This is a genomic window from Puniceibacterium sp. IMCC21224 (genome assembly GCF_001038505.1).
Classification (GTDB): domain Bacteria; phylum Pseudomonadota; class Alphaproteobacteria; order Rhodobacterales; family Rhodobacteraceae; genus Puniceibacterium.
Genome location: NZ_LDPY01000001.1, coordinates 3,244,512 through 3,265,328 on the forward strand (window position 1 = coordinate 3,244,512; position 20,817 = coordinate 3,265,328).

Genomic DNA, 20,817 nt, shown 5'->3' on the forward strand with positions numbered 1-20,817 from the left:
AGGCAAAGGCGTGCGTGACAAACCGAGGCTACCGGGCCCATCATGCCCCCGTGCGATCGCTTCGATGGCTTTTGTCGAGCCAAAACCAGATGGCAAGGCCTCAGTAAACTCATAGGAGATCTTGGTGGTCATGCACTCACTTTCGCGCGGTGGGCAGATTGTCCAAAACGGTCACTCAGCACGCTGCTGCAACACTCGACGATGCTGCGGACCGCACCAGCCGCAGTGATGCGCAGATAGCGGCCTATGCAAATTCGAGTTGCCACAGCGGGATCAACAGGCAGGACCGGCCCAAAGTTGCCACTCGTCGCAAGCCATGTTGCCGCAGTGCAGCTCACGAAAACTGCCCGCCATGCATTGCGCAGTATTTTGACATCTCAGACTTCGGATAGCCGACAAAGCCGACACTCTCAATTATCGTCCCATGTCGCTCCCAGGCGCGCATCCGGCAATCTCCCGACTGAGGATGGTCAGTTGTTTCCGTTCGCGGTTTGGCACACTTCAATGAATGCCCGCAGGGGTGCCGCGGCAGAGCGGCTGGGGTAATAGAGATGCGGCCCTTCCATGTCCGGCCACCAGTCCGGCAGGATGGGCAGCAGCTTTCCGGTTTCGAAATCCTGGTCCAGCCACTTGCGGAAGGTTTGGATGATCCCCAGCCCCGCATGCGCGTACCGCAGGCCCGTGTCGAGCGCGCCTACGCTCAGAATGAGCACGTTGACGGGCTCGACCTGCAGAGATCGCCCTTGGTTCTGCAGCACCCACGGCAACAACCGACCGCCGTCGAAACGGTAGCGGATCGCGTCATGGGTGGTGAGATCCTCGGGGACCTGCGGCATCCCTCGGGCCTCCAGGTAGGCGGGGGATGCCCCGAGCGCGGTCTGTTGTCGGCGCGGCCCGATCGGGATCGAGATCATGTCATGCTCCAGCACGCTGCCATACCGAATGCCGGCGTCACAGCCCGCAGCGACGATATCAACGAGATCGCTTTCCACCATGATCTCGACCTCCACACCCGGGTGCCGCGCGTGGTATTTGGCCAGAATCGGCGGCAGAATGTCGGGCATGACCGCCCCGGGCACATTCAGCTTCAACCGCCCCTGCACCTGACCGCCAAGCGTTGCCACCTCGTGGCATGCGGCCTCCAGCGCCGACAACAAAGGTCCCACGCGATCCACCAGCAGCTGCCCCGCATCCGTCAGGTGCAGGCTGCGCGTTGTTCGCCGCAAGACAGGGGTGCCAAGTTGCTCCTCGATCCGTGAGACCGTGGTGCTGACCCTCGAGGGGGCCGTGCCGAGCCGCCGGGCGGCGGCGCGGAAACCGCCTTCGCGCAGAACCGCCAGCAGAATGGTAAGATCGTCAGCCGAAACATTGTTCTTCATGCAGAACAGACCATTCCAATTTTGAAAACTTATGCAAGTAATCAAGAACAGTCATCTTGTCAATCATCATCATTACGCACGGCGCCTTTTGGCGCGATACAATGGATTGGAGATCGAACATGTTCATCGTTACGGGCGCTTCAGGAAAACTGGGCGGGCTTGTGGTGGAGGCTCTGCTACGCCTCGTGCCGACCGATCAGATCGGAGTCAGTGTGCGTGACCCGGAAAAGCTTGCCGGGCTGGCAGCCCGCGGGGTGCGCGTCAGGCGCGGCGACTACGACGACGCAGACAGCCTGCGCCATGCCTGGGAAGGCGCAAGCCGCGTGTTGCTGGTATCGTCCAACGTTGGGGCCAGCGGAGGCAATCCACAGAAGCAGCATGAAACGGCGATTGCGGTGGCAAAGGAGCTTGGCGTCGATCGGTTGCTCTACACCAGCCAGGTGTCGAGCAGCGCAAAGTCGCATTTCCCGCCAGGCCGGGACCATGCGGCGACCGAGGCGATGCTGGGGGCGTCCGGCTTGGCCTGGACCGCGCTCCGCCATGGTTTCTACGCCGACAGCGCCATGGACATGAATGCGCATGGCTTCGCAAGCGGCAGGCTGGCGGGACCCGAGGACGGCAAGGTGGCCTGGACGACCCATGAAGACCTGGCAGAGGTTGATGCGCTTCTGCTGGCCGGGCGTGAGACCTTCGAAGGCGCGACACCGCCCCTCACCGGAAGCGAGGCGCTCGACCTCGCGGACCTGGCGCGCATGGCGAGCGAGGTGACAGGCCGGACGATCACCCGGCAGGTCATCAGCGAAGACGCCATGATCCGGAACGTGCAAACCTCGGGCGTGCCGGAAAGCGTCATGGAGATCATTCTGGGCTACTATCGCGCTGCCCAGGCCGAAGAATTCGCGACCATCGATCCGACACTTGCGCGCATTCTGGGCCGTGCGCCGCGTCCGATACGGGGCGTTCTGAGCCGATATCTTGGATAAAGTCGAACCGGGCAGCCCAATATGGAGTTCCGCCCACACGCCGCCTGGGCACCGGAGCCTTTGTGAAACCTTGGTCGCCTTGGGCGATCGGTACTTTGGGCTCACAGTAGTTATGCGGCGACGCGGCATGGCCGCGCATCGACGGCTTGGCTGACCGTCACTCGCGGCCCTTTGCTGCCCTTCGCGCCGGGCGCAGCGGATGACCGGTCTCAGCTAAAACAAGGTAGACGGGGTGGCAACCTTCCAGATTCGGCGTGCTTGCGGAGCGGTTCGATTAAGCTCTGAAGCCCCCATTGCAAAACCAATCACTATGGGACGCTGCTTCGTATAACGCGCCTTCCCAAGAATTGAGGCTAACGTCGGCACAACTCAAGCTCCTTTCCAGCAGATCCGCGCTGACCGCATCAGCTCCGGCTGCGTCGTAAATATTGGATAGAGAACGTCGGATGTTTTGTATTTGTCGACCGGCTTGGGACGCATAGAGCCTCGCCAGCTTTAGTTTGTCTGACGTCAGCGCTTTTGGGACAGATTTGAGGATTTGAACAACGGAGGATTTCTGGTTCATCGTAGCTTTCAAGGAGCGAAGATGAACAAGACATCCGGAACGTCGAAGGACGCAGCTGACATGGACTTGTCGCGATTTAGTTCCGGTCTCTTTCGAGCGATATTCGCAATGAAGGAGACACAAATTGGCACCAAGATACAGCGACGAGTTCAGACGTGATGCGGTTCGCATTGCAACAAGCAGTGGACTGACGCGACCTCAGATTGCGTCTGATTTAGGGGTTGGTGTTTCGACACTGAACAAGTGGGTTCAACACCATCAGAATGATGACCTGATGTCCGGCCCGCATGAGGATGTGGAGAAGGAGAACGCCCGCCTTCGCAAAGAGAACCGGCTACTCCGCGAGGAGAGGGAAGTGTTAAAGAAGGCGACGATCTTCTTCGCAGGCCAAAAGGCGTGAGGTTTGCCTTTATCGACACCTGGAAGAAGATCTGGCCCATTGAGTTTCTATGCCGCGTTTTGCGGGTAACTTCCCGTGGGTTTCGCGCCTGGAAGATCCGCCCTATCAGCCGAAGCCAGCGAGATGACATGGTGCTGTTGGCCCATATCAGAGAACAACACCGCCTTAGCCTGCAAAGCTACGGCCGACCTCGCATGACGGAGGAACTGCGCGATCTCGGTCTTGTTGTCGGGCACCGCCGGGTAGGCCGGTTGATGCGTGAGAACGCGATCAAGGTTATTCGAACCCGTAAACATAAAGTCACGACTAACAGCAATCACGCCTTCAATGTCGCCCCCAACTTTCTTGATCAGGACTTCTCTGCTGATGGCCCAAACCAAAAATGGGCAGGGGACATTTCCTACATCTGGACGAGCGAGGGATGGCTGTATTTGGCCGTGATCATCGATCTTTACTCCCGCCGGGTCATTGGCTGGGCGGTCAGTAACCGGATGAAGCGGGACCTGGCCATCAAGGCATTAGACATGGCAGTAGGGCTGCGAAAGCCACCCAAAGGCTGTATCCATCATACGGATCGTGGCTCTCAATACTGTTCAGGTGACTATCAGAAAAGTCTGAAGCAGCATGGATTTCTGGTCTCAATGAGCGGCAAGGGAAATTGTTATGACAATTCCATGGTCGAGACCTTCTTCAAATCTCTGAAAGCCGAACTGATCTGGCGTCAGAAATGGGCGACCCGCAGACAAGCAGAAGGAGCAATATTCCAATACATCAATGGGTTCTACAACCCGCGAAGACGGCATTCATCCCTTGGCGGGAAAAGTCCCTTGGCTTTCGAGAGACGGGCTGCCTAACATGAGCTGAGAGACCGGAACTTTTGCGTGGCAAGTCCACCATCGAAACGGCGCCGTTCCTGGCCGCAAGCCGCGACAGCAAGGAAGTGGCCGGCTCGCAGGCGGCATGCGCCACCGTCAGCGGCAACTGCGGGAAATTCGTTCCGGGAGTGGCATGTAGGCTTTTGACCAAGCGAGGCTTCCGAGATCAGACAAAGGCTGGATTGGCCGAGTCTTACGATCACCCGCTCAACTGAGCAACGCTGCTATGATTTCTAGAAGTACTGCCGACTGGGTCAGTTGTCTGTCACAAAAGTTGGTTTTGCTTGGCATCTGACAAAAGTGAGATGGTGCACCGAGGAGGATTCGAACCCCCGACCCCTTGATTCGTAGTCAAGTACTCTATCCAGCTGAGCTATCGGTGCGTGAGGGCAGCGTTTAGAGATATCTGGCAAGGATTGCAACAGACAAACTGCAGGAATTTTCAACCTTACCCCAGATCACCCATCGGAAGCCAGATCGAGAAACATGTCCCTGTTTTGTCGCTACTTTTCAACTCGAGCCGACCACCATGGCCGCGCACGAGTTCTGCCACAATCGCCAGACCCAGTCCCGAACCACCTTTGCGCACACCACCCTGAAATGGCTGGAACAGATGTTCGCGCGCCTTGGCTGGCAAACCCGGGCCGGTATCTGTCACTTCGATGATCCAAGCAGTGGGTTCGACACGGGCCGCGACGCCGATTTCGCCTGCCAAACCCGATCCGACAATAGCCTGCCGCGCATTGCGAACCAGATTCGAAATCACGCGGTAAAGCTGCTCGGGGTCACCGCGGATCATCAGCGTGGCCGGAATGTCGCCTGCCAGGCTAAGATCAAAGTCGTCGATCGCAAGACGTTCACTGTCAAGCACGTCATCCACAACCTCGGCCAGACGGAACAGCGTCATCATCGGAGCCGGTTCTTCGGCTTTGCCGAAGGCCAGCGTGGTTTCGCACAGCGACACGGCGCGGGCGATCGAATTGACCAGTTTGGGAGCCAGCCGCTGGACTGTTGGATCCTCGGACATTTCGATCCGGTCGGTAAAGAGCTGTGCAGAGGTCAGGATATTGCGTAGGTCGTGGCTGATCCGCGCCACAGCCCCGCCCAGTTGTGCCAGACGTTCTTTTTGCCGTAGCGCCTGGGTCAGTTGGGTTTCCAGTGCATGCAGCGCATCCTCGGCCTCGCGCAGTTCGGTTACACGGGCCGTTGGCTGAATGATCCGGCGCGCATCCTCAGGCGATTCAGCATAGCGTTGCATATGGCCCACCACATTCTTGATCGGCTTGACCAGAATGACCCGCACCGCAAGGAACAGCATGCATGCCGTGATGACCGAAATCACCGCAGACAACAGCAAAATGCGCAGACCGTAGTCGATCATTGCACGTCGCAGCTCGTCCGTCTCCATCGTGATCTCGATCAGCAGGCCAGCATCGCGCAGCGGACTGCCGATCACCCGGATCATCTGCGGCGTCGGCGTGACAAGCGTCATCAGGGCGTCGCGCACCAGTTCAGGTGCAGCATTATCGCGCAGATCAAACGTCTCGCTGACCGGCATCGGCACGGGCGAAGACAGGACCAGTTGGCGCGCCTCGTCGCGCCGCAGCACGATGTTGAACACCCCGGCGTTGAGCAGCAGCTCCTCTTCGAGATCTCGGTCAATCATGTCGTTGGCAAGCAACGCCAGCGATGCGATCTGCGCCCGTTCGAGCCGGGCCAGCAGGTAATCTTCGCGAAAACGCGCAACCGAGGGCACAAAAATCATGATTTCGGCCAGCATCACAAAGATCGTCGTCAGGATCAGGAACCGGCCAGAGAGCGAATTGAGCATGGCGGTCCTACTTATCATTCCTCACGGCAACCAGCGCTGCACAAACCCGACAACACGCTTGACTGTAGGGCTTTGAAACAGCCTTGGTGTAAAATAGGCACCCGCAGCGCGTTTGTTAACCTCCCCGATTGTAGGATATGGGGAAACCATGGCGGCAACATGCTTCATCTTCAGCTTGTTGGCCAGCACCAGCGCCCAGAGGTTGATCAGCTCGCCTGCCTGATAGCCGACAATCGACACCCCGACGGGGCGGCCGCGAACCACCATCACCTTAATCAGCCCCTTGGTCTTGCGCTCGGCAATGGCGCGGTCGTTATGGGTATAGTGGAACCGCACAACTTCGGTGTTCAGACCGTGCCTCTCTTTCGCCTGTTCTTCGGTCAGGCCAACCTGCGACAGTTCCGGGTCTGTGTAGGTGGCCCAGGGAATATGCGCGGTGCTCGCCTTGGACGGCAGTCCAAATAAGGCCGAACGAATCACGATCCCCGCGTGATAGCCCGCCACATGAGTGAATTGCAGCCCACCCGCCGCGTCTCCGATGGCGTAGACGCGTTTGTTGGTGGTCCGCAGGCCGGCATCAACCTTGATCCCGGTGCGGGTCGTCTCAATCCCGGCCACATCAAGGCCCATGTCACCCGTATTCGCTTTGCGCCCCACTGCGATCAGCACGTGACTGCCACGGAACACCGCGCCGCCCTCGACTTCGACCTCGATCCCATCTGGTGCGCGGCGCACCTCTTTCGCCAATGCATGTTCGGCAATGTGGATACCTTCGTCGTGCAGCGTATCAAGCACCACGGCAGCCATTTCAGGATCATCCTTGCCCAGAGCCTTGGCGCCTTCGATCACAGTGACGTCACTGCCCAGCCGCCGATGCGCCTGCGCCATCTCCATCCCGATGGGTCCGCCCCCAATCACCAGCAGGTGCCGTGGCTGTTCACGCAGGGCCCAGAGCGTTTCATTTGTCAGATAGGGCACATCAGCCAGCCCGGGAATCGGCGGCACCAGCGGTGACGATCCAGTGGCAATCACGACGCGGCGGGCGGTGATGATATGGTCCCCGGCCTGCACCTCGGTTTCTGAGACAAAGCGCCCGCGTTCGCGGATCACCCGCACGCCAAGGCTTTCGAACCGTTCCTGACTGTCAACCGGTTCAATCTGCCCGATCACATCTGCCACATGATCTTTGGCGGCGGCGTAGTCCACTTGGGGCACGACATTGCCAACACCAAATTGGCTGGCATGGGTCATGGCATGCGCCGCTTTGCCGCTGGCGATCAGCGCCTTGGATGGGACGCAGCCATAGTTCAGGCAATCTCCGCCCATCTTGTGATCTTCAAGGAGGACAACCGACGCCCCCATCTGGACCGCGCCTGCCGCCACTGACAAGCCGCCTGACCCGCCGCCTATGATTAGAAGATCCGTCTTGATACGATCCATGGTCACAGACCTTTCTTGCCACGCAGTGCTTTGAGGAGAATGGGAAGCGCCGCCAGCACACACAGCCCCAGAATAGGCAGCAGGATCTGCGGCTCGAAGATGATGCCAAGGTTCGGCGTCTCGCCACGGGCGAACACTTCCCCTAGGCCAGCGCCGACAGAGGTATAGACGACACCGCCCGGAATAATTCCCAGAAAGGTCGAGATCACAAACCGGCTTAGCGGCACACCAACAAGAGCGGGTACCAGATTGGCGACAAAGAACGGCACTGCGGGCACGAGGCGGATCAGGAACAGCATGGACCACTGATTCTCGTCGATACCGTCCTTGGTTTTTTTGACGACACCCGCGCCAGTGTCCATCCGCGCAGAGAGCCTTTCACCCAAGCCCCAGCGGGCGGCGAGAAAGATCAGCGTCGCACCCAGCGTTGCGGCCGTAACGTTAAAGATTGCACCGGGAAAGGTTGCGAACAGAAACCCACCTGTCAGCGTGGCCACCGTGGCACCCGGAAGAGAAAAGCCGACAATCACCACATAGGCCAGCATGAACACCGCCACCGTCAGCACATAACGGCTGTCTCGAAAGGCCAGCAGCGCCTCCCGGTTGTCGCGCAGCGTATCAAAGGTCAGGTAATCGCGCAGGAGATATCCGCCCGCCAGTGCGCCGCCGATAATAGCAATCAGCGGCAAATTTCTGGCAAAGCCTGATTTGGCGGAACTCTCGGTCATATGGCTCATCTCTTGGGGCCTCTCGGGCGGTACTTTCTGTTTGCGTTGTCAGAAACATGCGGGCACAGCAGGCAAAACAACAGCCGCCTCACGGGTGCTTGATGCCTGTGCCCCGGTTCCGTGAGAATTGACGCGCCAAATAGCGGTTCTGAAACATAAGACGCGAACATGCGGGCCAAAATGTTGCAATTCCCCTGCCCGAGGCGTTTGACTTATGCGGATACCCTGCCTATAGCACGGGCTTCGAATGGAACGGCCCCGCGATTCCGCGCACCTGGGCCCGCAATTGTACGGAGACCGCGTGATGACGAAACGCACATTTCAGCCCTCGAACCTCGTGCGCAAGCACCGCCACGGATTCCGCGCGCGCATGGCCACCAAGGCCGGCCGCAAAATCCTGAACGCACGCCGCGCCAGCGGCCGCAAGTCGCTGAGCGCATAAACACGCCAACGATCTGCAGACGGATATGACACCGCCGGAGACCCCCGCAATCAATTCGGGGAATACGTCCCCGGCGGATTTGTCATGTCCGGAGGCAACCCGGATTGAGAAACTACGCAAGCGCGCAGAATTTCTCAGCGCCGCCCGGGCACGCCGTCAGGGAACTGGCGGCATGATGGTGCAGGCGCGATTCCGGGACGATGGCACAGTCACGATTGGCGTGGGGTTCACCTGCTCCAAAAAGGTTGGCAATTCCGTCGCCCGCAACCGGGCCAAGCGTCGCCTGCGCGAAGTGGCGCGGCTGTTGTTACCGTCTCTGGGCAAACCCGGTTGGGACTATGTTCTGATTGGCCGGTTCGAGGCGACGGCCAGACGGCCCTTTGCTGATCTTCAGGGCGATCTGCGCTATGCGTTGAAAAAGCTGCACCCATGACACCACTGGCGCATCTTTTTGCCCTGCCCGTGCGCCTGTACCGGCTACTGTTTTCACCCTGGGTTGGCCACGGCTGCCGGTTTCAGCCTACCTGCTCGGCCTATGCGCTTGATGCGCTGCGTCATCACGGCGGGCTGCGCGGTGGCTGGCTTACTCTGCGCCGGATCGGGCGCTGCCATCCCTGGGGTGGTCACGGGTATGACCCGGTGCACGGGGCAAACCCTGACGCCTGAGCCCTCGGAACAGAATATTCGGGCAGCACGCTCAAAAGCCAGACACACAATCCAAGTGCGACGCAAAGCTATGCTGACAGGGGTTTGCGCCACTTTCGCGGCCCTTGCTGGATGTCGGGAAACGGGCTAAGCCCGCGCCATGTTAGATGATGCCGATGATATCCATCCACTGTTTTACGGCGCCCCCAAAAGCACCGAATTCAAGAAGCTGCGCAAACGCATCGTGCAGAACGTCCGCGAGGCGGTCGAACAATATGGTATGGTCCGGCGTGATGATCGTTGGTTGGTCTGCCTTTCGGGTGGGAAGGACAGCTATACCCTGCTTGCCGTACTTTATGAATTGAAATGGCGCGGTCTGCTGCCGGTGGACCTGCTGGCCTGCAATCTGGATCAGGGCCAGCCGGGATTCCCCGCGACCGTGTTGCCCGAATTCCTGGCGAAAATGGGCGTGCCGCACCGGATCGAGTATCAGGACACCTATTCCATTGTCATGGACAAGGTGCCCGCAGGTCGTACCTTTTGTGCGCTCTGCTCGCGGCTGAGACGCGGAAATCTCTATCGGGTTGCGCGCGAAGAAGGCTGCTCTGCCGTTGTGCTTGGCCATCACCGCGACGATATCCTCGAGACGTTCTTTATGAACCTCTTTCACGGCGGCCGTCTGGCCACGATGCCGCCCAAGCTGGTCAATGAAGGGGGGGATCTGTTCCTCTACCGCCCCCTCGCCCATGTCGCCGAGGTCGATTGCGACCGCTTCGCACGTGCGATGAACTATCCGATCATTCCCTGCGACCTCTGCGGATCGCAGGACGGATTGCAGCGCCAGCAGGTCAAGCAGATCCTCGATGGCTGGGAAAAGAACAGCCCGGGTCGGCGTCAGATCATGTTCCGCGCATTGATGAACGCCCGCCCGTCACATTTGCTGGATTCTAAATTGTTCGACTTTGCCGGGCTGACTCTGGACGCCGGGCAATTGGATCAAATCTGAGCGATCTTCCTTTTTCCGTTAACTCCTGCGTGAGTATTAGCGCCTAGGTTGACCTGAAACCACTTCGGTTTGCATGGCACCAAAAGGTAAAAATATGGCGCTCGACATGACAGCCCAGACATCAAAAATGCGGCGGCGGCTGCGACAATCGCTATTGGGCCCGCATGTTCTGGCGTTTTTGCCGGCACTGGCACTCGCCGCCTTCTGGTTAGGGGGCGAGACCTTGTTACTGGGTGTCGCACTGGGCATCCCGTTGCTGTTTGCCCTCTCTGGCGGCTTTGCATTTGGCGCTTCTGATGGTGGCTTGACCAGACAACTCGACCTAACCGACAGTCACGGTCTCATCGAACTTGCGGATCTTGCCCTTGCGCGAGCCCGACTTGCGCAGATGTCCACCGCCTGCTTCCTGATCGAGGCAGATGGTATCGCGGCACTCGAACGCCGCCATGGCGAGGTTGCGGCGCGCGGCGCCCGCGACTTGCTTCTGGGGCGCCTCCGCTCTCTGCTACGCGACGGCGATACTGCGATCCGCACTGGCGATATCCGCTATGCCGTATTGTTGGCACCCAATCTGCGACTCGATCTCGAATCACTGCTGCAAATCGCGAACCGCCTGCAGGCCACGCTGGAGGAACCCACCATATTCGATGGGATCACGCAATATATCTCGGTCTCGGTCGGCTTTTGCGGTAGCCCCCGCCTGCCGCACAATGCCATGGGCGAACAGCTGGTCGACGCTGCAACAACAGCACTGGCCGAGGCGCTCGCCAACGGTCCCTCCGCAGTGCGCGCCTGGTCAGACAGCATGCGCACGGCCAGAACCGCGCGACAATCGCTCCGCAATGAGGTCGCGCGCGCGCTGGAAAACGGGCAAATCCAGCCGTGGTATCAGCCGCAACTCTGCACTTCGACCGGTCGCGTCAGCGGAGTCGAAGCTCTGGCCCGCTGGATTCATCCCGACCGCGGGGTGATCGCCCCCGCCCAGTTCTTTCGCGCACTTGAGGATAATGGCCGCATGGACCGGCTGGGCGAAATTATCCTGAACCACACGCTGTCCGCCTTACGCAGCTGGGACAAGGCCGGTGTAGAAATTCCACGCGTTGGTGTTAACTTTTCAATGAACGAGTTGCGCAATCCCAAGCTGGTCGACCGGATAAAATGGGAACTGGACCGTTTCGACCTGACGCCCGACCGACTGGGAATCGAAGTCCTGGAAACCGTGATCGCCGAGACCGACGACGGCATCGTAGTCCGCAACATTGCCGGGCTCAGCAAACTCGGGTGTCAGGTCGATCTGGACGACTTTGGCACCGGCCACGCCTCGATCACCTCGCTTCGACGCTTTGCGATTGCACGCCTCAAGATTGATCGCAGTTTTGTGTCTCAGGTCGACCGGGACGAGGAACAGCGCCGCATGATCGCCGCCATCCTGGGAATGGCAGACAGGCTGGGCCTGGAAACACTGGCCGAAGGCGTCGAGAGTCTTGGCGAACATGCGCTGCTTTCACAGCTGGGATGTGATCATGTTCAGGGCTTTGGCATCGCACGCCCGATGCCAAAGGACCAACTGGCCGAATGGGTCACGGATCACAACCTGCGCATTGCAGAAACCCCGACGTTGGGACGCAATACCATCTGATTGCCGCCGCGAATGGCCACAGTTGACAGTGGATTCCCCCGAAACCGCTTGACCTTTGCTGCCACTCTCTGTTGAACCCAAGCCTGACTTACAAAGGACAGGTGTGGTCCCACATGGACGATCAAAACAAGAACCTCATCCTCGCAACGGCGCTCAGCTTCATCGTGATACTGGTGTGGTTCGTCCTGTTCCCACCGCCCGAGCCTGACGCGGTTGACCCGAACGTGCCAACGGTGAGCGAGAGTGAAGCCGCGCCCGTGGCATCGCGGCCCGCGGCAGCAACCGGTGGTGCAGCCCCCGTTGACACCATGGCGACAGAATCGGTGCCCGAAGCGCCGCGCCTGGCGATCAGCACGCCGCGCCTCGATGGCTCGATTTCGCTCACAGGCGGGCGCATCGACGACCTGAAGCTCAAGGATTACCGCGACTCGATTGATCCGGGATCGGACACCGTACAGCTGCTGGAGCCCGCTGGCCGCGAACATCCCTATTATGCGCTCTACGGCTGGGCACCTGGTACCGGGATGGCAATCGAAGATGTTCCAGGCGCCAACACACCCTGGGCGATCGAGGTGGGTGATACCCTCACCCCCGATACCCCGGTCGTGCTGCGCTGGGACAACCCGACCGGCATTATCTTCCGTCGGACACTTGGCGTCGACAACGACTTCATGTTCACCGTGACGCAATCGGTCGAAAATGCCTCGGGTGGCACTGCTGCGATGGCCCCGTACGGTATCATCGCCCGCAACGGTGAGCCGCCGAACCGCAAGAAGTTCTTTATCCTGCACGAAGGTGTTGTCGCCATGTCTGATGGCGAACTGACCGAAACTGACTATTCCGACATGCCCGACCTTGATGTTATCCCGTCCGAAGGCGCCCGCGCTGAGGTAGTGCAGGTGGCGCAAAATGGCTGGATCGGCTTTACCGACCACTATTGGATGACGACGCTGATTCCCGCGCCGGGTACCGCGTTCAAGGCGGTCGCGAAATATGACGAGGCACGCGACATCTACCAGACCGAGGCTGTGCTGCCGACACTGACCCTCGCGCCCGGCGAAAGTCAGCAGGTCACAACACAATTTTTTGCCGGTGCCAAAGAATGGGAAACGATTCGCGAATATCAAGCCGCTGGTGTCGATCGTTTCGTGGACAGCATCGACTGGGGCTGGTTCTTTTTCCTGACCAAGCCGATCTTTGCCGTGCTACATTGGCTGAACGGTGTGATCGGCAACATGGGCTGGGCGATCATCGGCCTTACCCTGCTGATCAAGGCACTGCTATTCCCGCTCGCCTATAAATCTTACGTCTCGATGGCCAAGATGAAAGAGCTTCAGCCGGAGATGGAAAAGCTCAAGGAATCCGCAGGCGACGACCGCCAAAAGCTGCAACAGGGGATGATGGAGCTTTACAAGAAGAACAAGGTCAACCCGGCTGCCGGCTGCCTGCCGATACTGATGCAGATCCCGATCTTCTTTTCACTCTACAAGGTGATCTTTGTTACCTTGGAGCTGCGTCACGCACCTTGGATCGGCTGGATTCGCGATCTGTCGATGCCCGACCCCAGCTCAATCCTGAACCTCTTTGGCCTGTTGCCATTTGCACCGCCAGATCCGACCTCGTTCCTCGCGGTGATCAGTCTCGGCGTCCTGCCGATCATCCTTGGCATCTCGATGTGGTTGCAGCAAAAACTGAACCCGGCCCCCACTGACGCTACTCAGGCGATGATCTTTGCCTGGATGCCTTGGGTCTTTATGTTCATGCTGGGATCGTTTGCCAGCGGGTTGGTGCTGTACTGGATCGCGAACAACACGATCACGTTCACCCAACAATATCTCATCATGCGTACTCAGGGCTACAAACCCGACGTCTTTGGCAACATCACCCGCGGCTTTAAACGCAAGTCAAAGACGGACAGTAAATGAGTGCCCGCGTCACCGATATTTGGCGGCATCCGATCAAAAGCCACGGTCGCGAAGCACTGGACACGGTGACGCTAAGCGCGGGCCAGACCCTTCCTTGGGACAGGGTCTGGGCCGTCGCTCACGAAAAATCTGACGCTGACGGCAATATCTGGGTGCCCTGCCAGAATTTTAGCCGCGTCAGCAAGGCGCCGCAGCTCATGGCTTTAACCGCCACATTGGACGAAGCCACAGAGGTGATCACGTTGCGCCACCCGGCGCGACCTGATCTGCGCCTGGCACCGGATCGCGACGGCGATGCCTTTCTTGACTGGGTGAAACCGCTGATGCCAGAGAACCGGGCCCAATCCGCGCGCATCATTCGCAGCCGCGAACGCGGTATGACCGACAGCGACTTTGCCAGCGTTACATTATGCAACATGTCGTCGCACCGCGCCGTTGAGCAGAAACTTGGGCAGCCATTGTCGATTCATCGCTGGCGTGGCAACATCTGGATGGACGGCCTCGCCCCATGGGAGGAATTCGACTGGATGGATCGCGAAGTGCAGGTCGGCAATGCCGTCTTCAAGGTCCGCGAACGCACAGAGCGCTGCGTCGCCACCACCACCAATCCCGACTCTGGCGTGCGGGATGCCGATACACTTGGCACGCTGCGCAGTTGGGGCCATAGCGATTTTTCGGTCCGGGCCGAAGTGGTGCGCTCGGGCGATGTGTCCCTTGGTGATCCAGTGAGGCTACTCTGATGCAGATTCCCTTTGCCTTGGCCGAGAATCCCGACGACAGCGTCCTCGAACAGGCGCGCAAACTATTCGCGGGTGAAACCGATTTCTTGAAGGGGGTGGTGGCCATGTCCGGCATGCCACCCGACGACCGGCTCGAAGTTTGCTTTGCCGGTCGGTCCAACGTCGGGAAATCGAGCCTGATCAACGCCCTGACGGGTCGCAAGGGGTTGGCACGTGCCTCAAACACCCCCGGACGGACGCAAGAGATCAACTTTTTCACACTGGCAGACAGTCATTATCTCGTCGACCTGCCCGGCTATGGGTACGCCAATGCCCCGCTCGCAGTTGTCCAAAAGTGGCAGCGTCTGCTGAAACAATACCTGTCCGGGCGTGCGACCCTGCGCCGAGCCTTTGTCCTGATCGACACCCGTCACGGTATCAAGTCGGTCGACGAAGACATCCTGACCCTGCTGGATCAGAGCGCCGTCACCTTTCAGGTGGTGATGACAAAAACCGACAAGGTGAAAGAAGCTGACCGCGAGAAAATTCTGACGCAGGTCCGGGAAAAGCTGGCGAAACATCCCGCCGCCTTCCCGGAAATCGTGATGACCAGCGCCGATAAAGGTGACGGGATTCCGCTGTTGCGCAGCATTATTGCGACACTGATCTGACGGACACCCTTGCACGCAGGCGCGTCCCATCGGATAAACTGCGGCACGTCTCAGGAGATCAGCAAGGATGAGAAATCAGACGATGAATCCCGACTGGATTGCCACCGCCCGCACCTTGTCCGAAGCCCTGCCTTATATGCAGCGCTATTCTGGTGCCATCGTAGTGGTGAAATTCGGCGGCAATGCCATGGGTGACGCCGATGAGATGGCCGAGTTCGCCCGCGACATCGTGCTGATGCGTCAGGTCGGGGTGAACCCGGTGGTCGTGCATGGCGGCGGGCCGATGATCAACGACATGCTGAAACGTCTGGGCATCGAATCGAAATTTGTGCGCGGCAAGCGTGTCACCGATCAGGCCACGGTCGAAGTGGTCGAAATGGTGCTGACCGGCCTTGTGAACAAACGGATTGTGCAGGCGATCATGGACGAGGGCGGACGCGCCGTTGGCCTGTCTGGCAAAGATGACGATCTGATGGTCTGCGAACCCGATGATCCCGAACTTGGGTGGGTCGGTCGGCCGGTTGAGATGAACGTACAGGTGCTGCGCGATCTCTTCAACGCCGGGATTATCCCTGTTGTCGCGCCCGTCGCCACGGGTATGGACCCGGTCGAGACGTTCAATGTTAATGGTGACACCGCCGCCGGTGCAATTGCCGGTGCGCTTCAGGCTGACCGACTGCTGCTGCTGACCGACGTGACCGGCGTCAAGAATAAGGCCGGTGAAGTTGTGACTTCGATGACGCCTGACGATGTTCACGCGATGATCGAGGACGGCACCATCGCCGGTGGCATGATTCCCAAGGCCGAAACCGCCCTGAAAGCGATTGAGGAAGGCGTACGCGCTGTGGTTATTCTGGATGGCCGGGTGTCCAACGCCTGCCTGCTTGAACTCTTTACCGAACATGGCGCCGGGTCGCTGATCCGCGCGACAGATCTGGCACCGCGCAAGGATCCGTGACACTCGCGACGCTGGAAGCCGAGGCGCAGACCGTCGGTCTGACGATTCGCGGCGCGTTCCACCCCACGCCGGGCGATATGCCCCCGGCGGGCTGCGCCACACTACTACTTCTAGGCCCGAACGAGCCGGTATTCTGGCAACATTACGCGGCAGCGCCAGAGTCGCGGGACGCAGGCCCGGATCCGCTCGACCGCTGGTCGAAGCGGGTGATTGGCGCGCTGGCACTTGGCTGGGGTGGATTGGCGCAATTTCCTTCGGATGGACCGCCCTACCCGCCGTTCCAGAAATGGGCCGAATCTTCGGGCCGCTGCTGGCCATCGCCCACCGGGTTGCTGGTTCACGACGATGCCGGCCTACTGATCAGCTTTCGCGGCGCGGTCGCCCTGCCCCACCGCATTGTCCTGACCGCCGCGGCCGTACCCCCCTGCACCACCTGTGCCGAACATCCCTGCGAAACGGCTTGCCCGGTGGCTGCCTTGCGCCCCGACGCGCCCTATGATGTCCCCGCCTGTCAGGCATTTCTGCGTACACCACAGGGGGCGGACTGCCGACATAATGGGTGTCTTGTGCGCCGGGCCTGTCCGGCCTCGGCCCGCCTGAACCGCGCGCCGGAACAGGCTGCTTTCCACATGGCCGCCTTCGTGAAAGACTAAGCGCAATTCAGACCCCAAAAGGATCCGCCCCCCATGCGCCTTGTCCTCATGCGTCATGCCAAATCCGACTGGTCCCTGAATGGTGAGGACCACGACCGCCCGTTAAACAAACGCGGCACAGGGAACGCCCGCAGATTGGGCGACTGGCTGCGGACCAAGAGCTACTTGCCGGACGAGGTGCTGTGTTCGACATCCATCCGTACGCGGCAAACGCTGACGCTGACCGGCCTCGACGCGGCAACCGTGCGATTCGAACAAGCGCTCTATCACGCCAGCCGCGAGACCATGATGGAGCTGCTGCAGAGTGCCAGTGGAAATTGTGTTTTGATGATCGGCCACAATCCCGGCATCGCGGCGTTTGCCACATCATTGGTCGCGGTACAGCCGCTGCATCTGCGGTTTCGTGATTACCCGACCTGCGCCACCCTCGTTGTGGATTTCAATATCCGCAGTTGGGAGGAACTGACCCCCCAAAGCGGAAACGCGCGGGATTTTGTGATCCCGCGCGAATTGGTCACGCCTTAACAGATCGCCCACGCGGGCGGTATTGCCGCTCTCAGTGCCCCAGAATCTGGCTCAGGAACAGCTTGGTCCGTTCGTGCTGCGGGTTGTTAAAGAACTCTTCAGGCTCGTTCTGCTCAACAATCTGGCCCGCGTCCATAAAGATCACCCGATTCGCCACCTGCCGGGCAAAGCCCATCTCGTGGGTGACGCACAGCATGGTCATGCCCTCTTCGGCCAGCTGCACCATCGTATCCAGGACCTCCTTGATCATCTCGGGATCAAGCGCCGAGGTCGGCTCGTCAAACAGCATGATGCGTGGCTGCATACACAGCGAACGGGCAATAGCCACACGCTGCTGCTGACCACCCGAAAGCTGCCCGGGGTACTTGTTCGCCTGATCGGGGATCTTGACTTTGGTCAGGAAGTGCATCGCGAGTTCTTCGGCTTCCTTCTTGGGTGTCTTGCGGACCCAGATCGGCGCCAGCGTGCAATTCTCAAGGATGGTCAGATGCGGGAACAGGTTGAAATGCTGAAACACCATCCCGACCTCGGACCGGATCCGGTCGATATTCTTGAGATCCGAAGACAGCACCGTGCCATCAACGGTGATGCGTCCCTTCTGATGTTCTTCCAGTGCGTTAATACAGCGGATCAGCGTGGATTTACCTGACCCCGACGGGCCGGCAATGACGATCCGTTCACCACGATAGACCGTGAGGTCGATGTCGCGCAGCACATGAAAAGTGCCGTACCATTTGTTCATGTTCTCGATCGCGACGGCGACCTCGTCGGACACTTCCAGTTTTGCAGCTTCTTGTTTTGCCAAATCAGCCATGTGTCAGCCCCTTAACGATGATCGGTCTGAAGCTGACGCTCCAACCATTGTGAATATTGCGAGATCCCGTAGCAGACGACAAAGAACAGCAACGCCGCAAAGCCCAACAGCTCCCAATAGACGCCGTTCCATTCGGTCGAGGCCAGGACCGGCCCGCGAATCATGCCAACCAGATCAAACATCGAGATGACCGAAACCAGCGTGGTGTCCTTGAACAGTCCCACCGCAACGTTGACGATCCCAGGGATAGATATCTTGAGCGCCTGCGGCAGAATGATCAGCCGCATCGCCTGTGGATAATCCAGCCCAAGAGAATCGCCCGCCTCGTACTGGCCGCGCGGCAGTGCCGCCAGCCCGCCCCGGATCACCTCCGCGATATAGGCCGAGGCGAACATGGTGATCATGATGATCACCCGCAGGATCAGGTCAAAGTTGGTTCCCGGCGGCAGGAAGTAAGCCAGAACCACGCTGGCCACGAACAGCAGCGTGATCAGTGGCACGCCACGGATGAATTCGATGAACACCACGCAGATCCACTTGATGATCAGCATGTCCGACTGCCGCCCCAACGCCAGCGCGATGCCGAACGGAATCGACAGCGACACGCAAACCGTACCGAGGATGAGGTTCAGCATGAAGCCCCCCATCAGTCGCGATGGCACCGCCTCGATGGCGATGAGCCCCTCGACCGGCAGGAAAGACGTCACCCACCAGAACAACATCGCCGCGATGACCCCGCCAAAAAAACCGGCGGCAAAGCTTTGTTGTACCAAACGGCTGTAGATCAGATAGCCCGCGACAAACCCCAGAAACGCAAAGATCGGCGTGAGGATCGACCCGCCCCAGATCAGGAAAAACGCGACAAAGGGATAGAGCCCGGTAAAGATCAGCATCTGTTTCGGGAACACCTTGCTGAACAGTATCGGCGCAATGGCGACGAACAGCAGCAAAAAGGCGAGTGCTGGGCGCCAGTAAATCTCGTTCGGGTATTGGAACCCGAACAGCAGTTGGGTCCAGCGCTCGGTCAGCACCGCAAAGCAGCCGCCGACGTTGCCTTGCAGGATTTCGCGACATTCGCGGATGCTGGGGGCGTCCCAGACGCCATTCAGAATCCACGGCACCACCCCTGACAGGATGGAGTAGACCGCGACAATTGCTGCCAGGGTCAGAATGCCATTGGCGATGGATGAAAACAGGTTCGTCCGCATCCATTTGACGATACCGCGTTCTGCCCCGGGTGGCTCAATCTCAGGCAACATCGTGTCGCGGACAAACGGGATGGAATGCTGGTGCGTATCAGACATATCAGCGCTCCTTCAGCCGGACAGAATTGTTGTAGACATTCATGATCGCTGAGATCGCAAGGCTGATGCAGAGATAAAACAGCATCAGGGCAAGGACACATTCGATCGCCCGCCCCGTCTGGTTCAGCGTGATCCCCCCCAGCGTACCGGTGATGTCCATGTAGCCAACCGCAATGGCCAGCGACGAGTTCTTGGTGATGTTGAGGTAATTCGAAATCAGCGGCGGGATGATCACCCGCAGCGCCTGCGGTAGCACCACCAGCTTCATGATCCGGTTCGGACGAATTCCCAGCGACGCCGCCGCTTCGGTTTGTCCCCGGCTTACCGCCTGAATGCCGGCCCGGACGTTTTCGGCGATGAAAGCGCCGGTGTAAATTGCCAGTGCGAACCACAGGGCGATCAGTGAACCGAGGATCTGGATCCCCCCCTGAAAGTTAAACCCTCTGAGCTCGGGGTAATCCAGAGTGACCGGCCGCCCGAGCAGGAAGTAGAACACCAGCGTCGGAAGAAAGAAGATCGCCACCGACGGCCAGCCCATCGGCAACAGCCTGCCCGTGTCGAACAGCAGCTTGGTGGCGTAGCGGCGATAAACAACAACCCCGATAACCGACGCGACAAAGATGGAGGCCAGAAGCAGCGACCCCGGTCCCCAGACCGGCGCTGGCAGATATAGCCCACGGTTGGTAAAGGCGAACGCGCCGAACAGCATCGACGACGTCGCATTCTCGCCGCGAAACGCATTTGGAGCGGGCAGAACGGCTGTCATCACAGTAAAGATGATGATGATCCAGATCAGCACTGGCACGTTACGGAACATTTCGACATAGATCGCCATCAACTTGCGGACCAGCCAGTTTGGCGACAGGCGCAGCACCCCCGCGATCACGCCGATCACCGTCGCAGTGATGCACGCCAGGAACGAGACAAGCAACGTGTTCAAGATACCAACCACAGAGGCCCGCAGATGCGATGACTGACTGGTATAGTCGATAAGTGTTTGATTAATATCGTAATTCGACGGTTCAGACAGAAATCCATATCCGATCGTCAGACCGGCAGCGCGCAGGTTGGCGACCAGATTAGCCCCGAGATAGGCAAAAACGGCAATCACAATGATAAGGGCGATCGCCTGAAACGTGTAAGAGCGGTAGCGCGTGTCGTTGATCAGCATCGACAGCCGAAACGACGCCTGCGGAGGGTCGCTGAATGTGGTCATGAAAGACATCCCTGGTGTCCCGGGTCTCTTGTTCGACGGGTTGATCCCACCTGATGGCCCTGGGCGTTTATTGTGTCTGGTGTCGCAATGCAGAAAGGG

General features: G+C 59.3%; 20 protein-coding genes and 1 tRNA gene. 13 read left to right on the plus strand and 8 right to left on the minus strand.

Going from position 1 to position 20,817, the window contains the following annotated elements:
- Window positions 1-470: 470 nt before the first annotated feature.
- A complete protein-coding gene (locus tag IMCC21224_RS15035) occupies window positions 471-1,379 on the minus strand; it encodes a LysR family transcriptional regulator (RefSeq protein WP_047996028.1) in 909 nt (302 codons plus the stop codon).
- 119 nt (window positions 1,380-1,498) lie between these two features.
- On the opposite strand from IMCC21224_RS15035, the gene IMCC21224_RS15040 reads away from it, so the two are divergent.
- Both IMCC21224_RS15040 and IMCC21224_RS15050 read left to right on the plus strand, forming a co-directional pair.
- A complete protein-coding gene (locus IMCC21224_RS15040; RefSeq protein WP_047997171.1) occupies window positions 1,499-2,362 on the plus strand; it encodes an SDR family oxidoreductase in 864 nt (287 codons plus the stop codon).
- A gap of 689 nt (window positions 2,363-3,051) precedes the next feature.
- Window positions 3,052-4,181 (plus strand): IS3 family transposase gene (locus IMCC21224_RS15050; protein WP_156178107.1). Its coding sequence is split into 2 segments (ribosomal slippage): window positions 3,052-3,292 and window positions 3,292-4,181, totalling 1,131 coding nucleotides; the frame shifts between segments, so codons are not numbered across the junction.
- A gap of 327 nt (window positions 4,182-4,508) precedes the next feature.
- On the opposite strand, the gene IMCC21224_RS15055 is transcribed toward IMCC21224_RS15050, so the two are convergent.
- The 4 genes from IMCC21224_RS15055 to IMCC21224_RS15070 form a co-directional block, all read right to left on the minus strand.
- Window positions 4,509-4,585: transfer RNA gene (locus tag IMCC21224_RS15055), tRNA-Arg, on the minus strand.
- A gap of 65 nt (window positions 4,586-4,650) precedes the next feature.
- Window positions 4,651-6,033, minus strand: coding sequence for a HAMP domain-containing sensor histidine kinase (locus IMCC21224_RS15060; RefSeq protein ID WP_047996029.1), 1,383 nt, complete (start codon window positions 6,031-6,033; stop codon window positions 4,651-4,653).
- A gap of 21 nt (window positions 6,034-6,054) precedes the next feature.
- Window positions 6,055-7,473 (minus strand): NAD(P)/FAD-dependent oxidoreductase, encoded by a 1,419-nt coding sequence (locus IMCC21224_RS15065; protein ID WP_047996030.1) that lies wholly within the window; start codon window positions 7,471-7,473, stop codon window positions 6,055-6,057.
- Between the two features lie 2 nt (window positions 7,474-7,475).
- A complete protein-coding gene (locus IMCC21224_RS15070) occupies window positions 7,476-8,210 on the minus strand; it encodes a TVP38/TMEM64 family protein (protein ID WP_047996031.1) in 735 nt (244 codons plus the stop codon).
- Window positions 8,211-8,505: 295 nt separating this feature from the next.
- Between IMCC21224_RS15070 and rpmH the strand changes: the two genes are divergently transcribed.
- From rpmH to IMCC21224_RS15125, 11 genes are all read left to right on the plus strand, one after another.
- Window positions 8,506-8,643, plus strand: coding sequence for a 50S ribosomal protein L34 (rpmH, locus tag IMCC21224_RS15075; protein ID WP_047997172.1), 138 nt, complete (start codon window positions 8,506-8,508; stop codon window positions 8,641-8,643).
- Window positions 8,644-8,668: 25 nt separating this feature from the next.
- Entirely contained in the window at window positions 8,669-9,076 is a 408-nt protein-coding gene (gene rnpA, locus IMCC21224_RS15080) for a ribonuclease P protein component (protein WP_047996032.1), read from the plus strand.
- A complete protein-coding gene (gene yidD / locus IMCC21224_RS15085) occupies window positions 9,073-9,309 on the plus strand; it encodes a membrane protein insertion efficiency factor YidD (protein WP_047996033.1) in 237 nt (78 codons plus the stop codon). The genes rnpA and yidD overlap by 4 nt, the downstream gene beginning before the upstream one ends.
- 139 nt (window positions 9,310-9,448) lie before the next feature.
- Window positions 9,449-10,294: a tRNA 2-thiocytidine(32) synthetase TtcA gene (gene ttcA / locus IMCC21224_RS15090; protein ID WP_047996034.1), complete on the plus strand. Its 846-nt coding sequence runs from the start codon at window positions 9,449-9,451 to the stop codon at window positions 10,292-10,294.
- 106 nt (window positions 10,295-10,400) lie between these two features.
- Window positions 10,401-11,933, plus strand: coding sequence for a GGDEF domain-containing phosphodiesterase (locus IMCC21224_RS15095; RefSeq protein WP_156178295.1), 1,533 nt, complete (start codon window positions 10,401-10,403; stop codon window positions 11,931-11,933).
- 113 nt (window positions 11,934-12,046) lie between these two features.
- Window positions 12,047-13,858 carry a membrane protein insertase YidC gene (gene yidC / locus IMCC21224_RS15100; protein ID WP_047996036.1) on the plus strand — a complete coding sequence of 604 codons (1,812 nt, stop codon included), beginning with the start codon at window positions 12,047-12,049 and terminating at the stop codon, window positions 13,856-13,858.
- A complete protein-coding gene (locus tag IMCC21224_RS15105; protein WP_047996037.1) occupies window positions 13,855-14,598 on the plus strand; it encodes an MOSC domain-containing protein in 744 nt (247 codons plus the stop codon). The genes yidC and IMCC21224_RS15105 overlap by 4 nt, the downstream gene beginning before the upstream one ends.
- Entirely contained in the window at window positions 14,598-15,248 is a 651-nt protein-coding gene (yihA, locus tag IMCC21224_RS15110; protein WP_047996038.1) for a ribosome biogenesis GTP-binding protein YihA/YsxC, read from the plus strand. The genes IMCC21224_RS15105 and yihA overlap by 1 nt, the downstream gene beginning before the upstream one ends.
- A 67-nt stretch (window positions 15,249-15,315) precedes the next feature.
- Window positions 15,316-16,206, plus strand: coding sequence for an acetylglutamate kinase (gene argB, locus IMCC21224_RS15115; protein WP_047996039.1), 891 nt, complete (start codon window positions 15,316-15,318; stop codon window positions 16,204-16,206).
- Window positions 16,203-16,859 carry a hypothetical protein gene (locus IMCC21224_RS15120; protein WP_047996040.1) on the plus strand — a complete coding sequence of 219 codons (657 nt, stop codon included), beginning with the start codon at window positions 16,203-16,205 and terminating at the stop codon, window positions 16,857-16,859. Before argB ends, IMCC21224_RS15120 begins: the two co-directional genes overlap by 4 nt.
- A gap of 33 nt (window positions 16,860-16,892) precedes the next feature.
- On the plus strand, window positions 16,893-17,384 hold the full coding sequence (locus IMCC21224_RS15125; protein WP_231582097.1) for a histidine phosphatase family protein: 492 nt from the start codon (window positions 16,893-16,895) through the stop codon (window positions 17,382-17,384).
- 31 nt (window positions 17,385-17,415) lie between these two features.
- On the opposite strand, the gene IMCC21224_RS15130 is transcribed toward IMCC21224_RS15125, so the two are convergent.
- Genes IMCC21224_RS15130 through IMCC21224_RS15140 form a run of 3 tightly spaced genes read right to left on the minus strand, consistent with a single transcriptional unit; the run spans window position 17,416 to window position 20,718 of the window.
- Window positions 17,416-18,198 (minus strand): amino acid ABC transporter ATP-binding protein, encoded by a 783-nt coding sequence (locus tag IMCC21224_RS15130; protein WP_047996041.1) that lies wholly within the window; start codon window positions 18,196-18,198, stop codon window positions 17,416-17,418.
- An 11-nt stretch (window positions 18,199-18,209) separates the two neighbouring features.
- Window positions 18,210-19,502: an amino acid ABC transporter permease gene (locus IMCC21224_RS15135; protein ID WP_047996042.1), complete on the minus strand. Its 1,293-nt coding sequence runs from the start codon at window positions 19,500-19,502 to the stop codon at window positions 18,210-18,212.
- A 1-nt stretch (window position 19,503) separates the two neighbouring features.
- Window positions 19,504-20,718: an amino acid ABC transporter permease gene (locus tag IMCC21224_RS15140; RefSeq protein ID WP_047997174.1), complete on the minus strand. Its 1,215-nt coding sequence runs from the start codon at window positions 20,716-20,718 to the stop codon at window positions 19,504-19,506.
- Window positions 20,719-20,817: the final 99 nt, after the last annotated feature.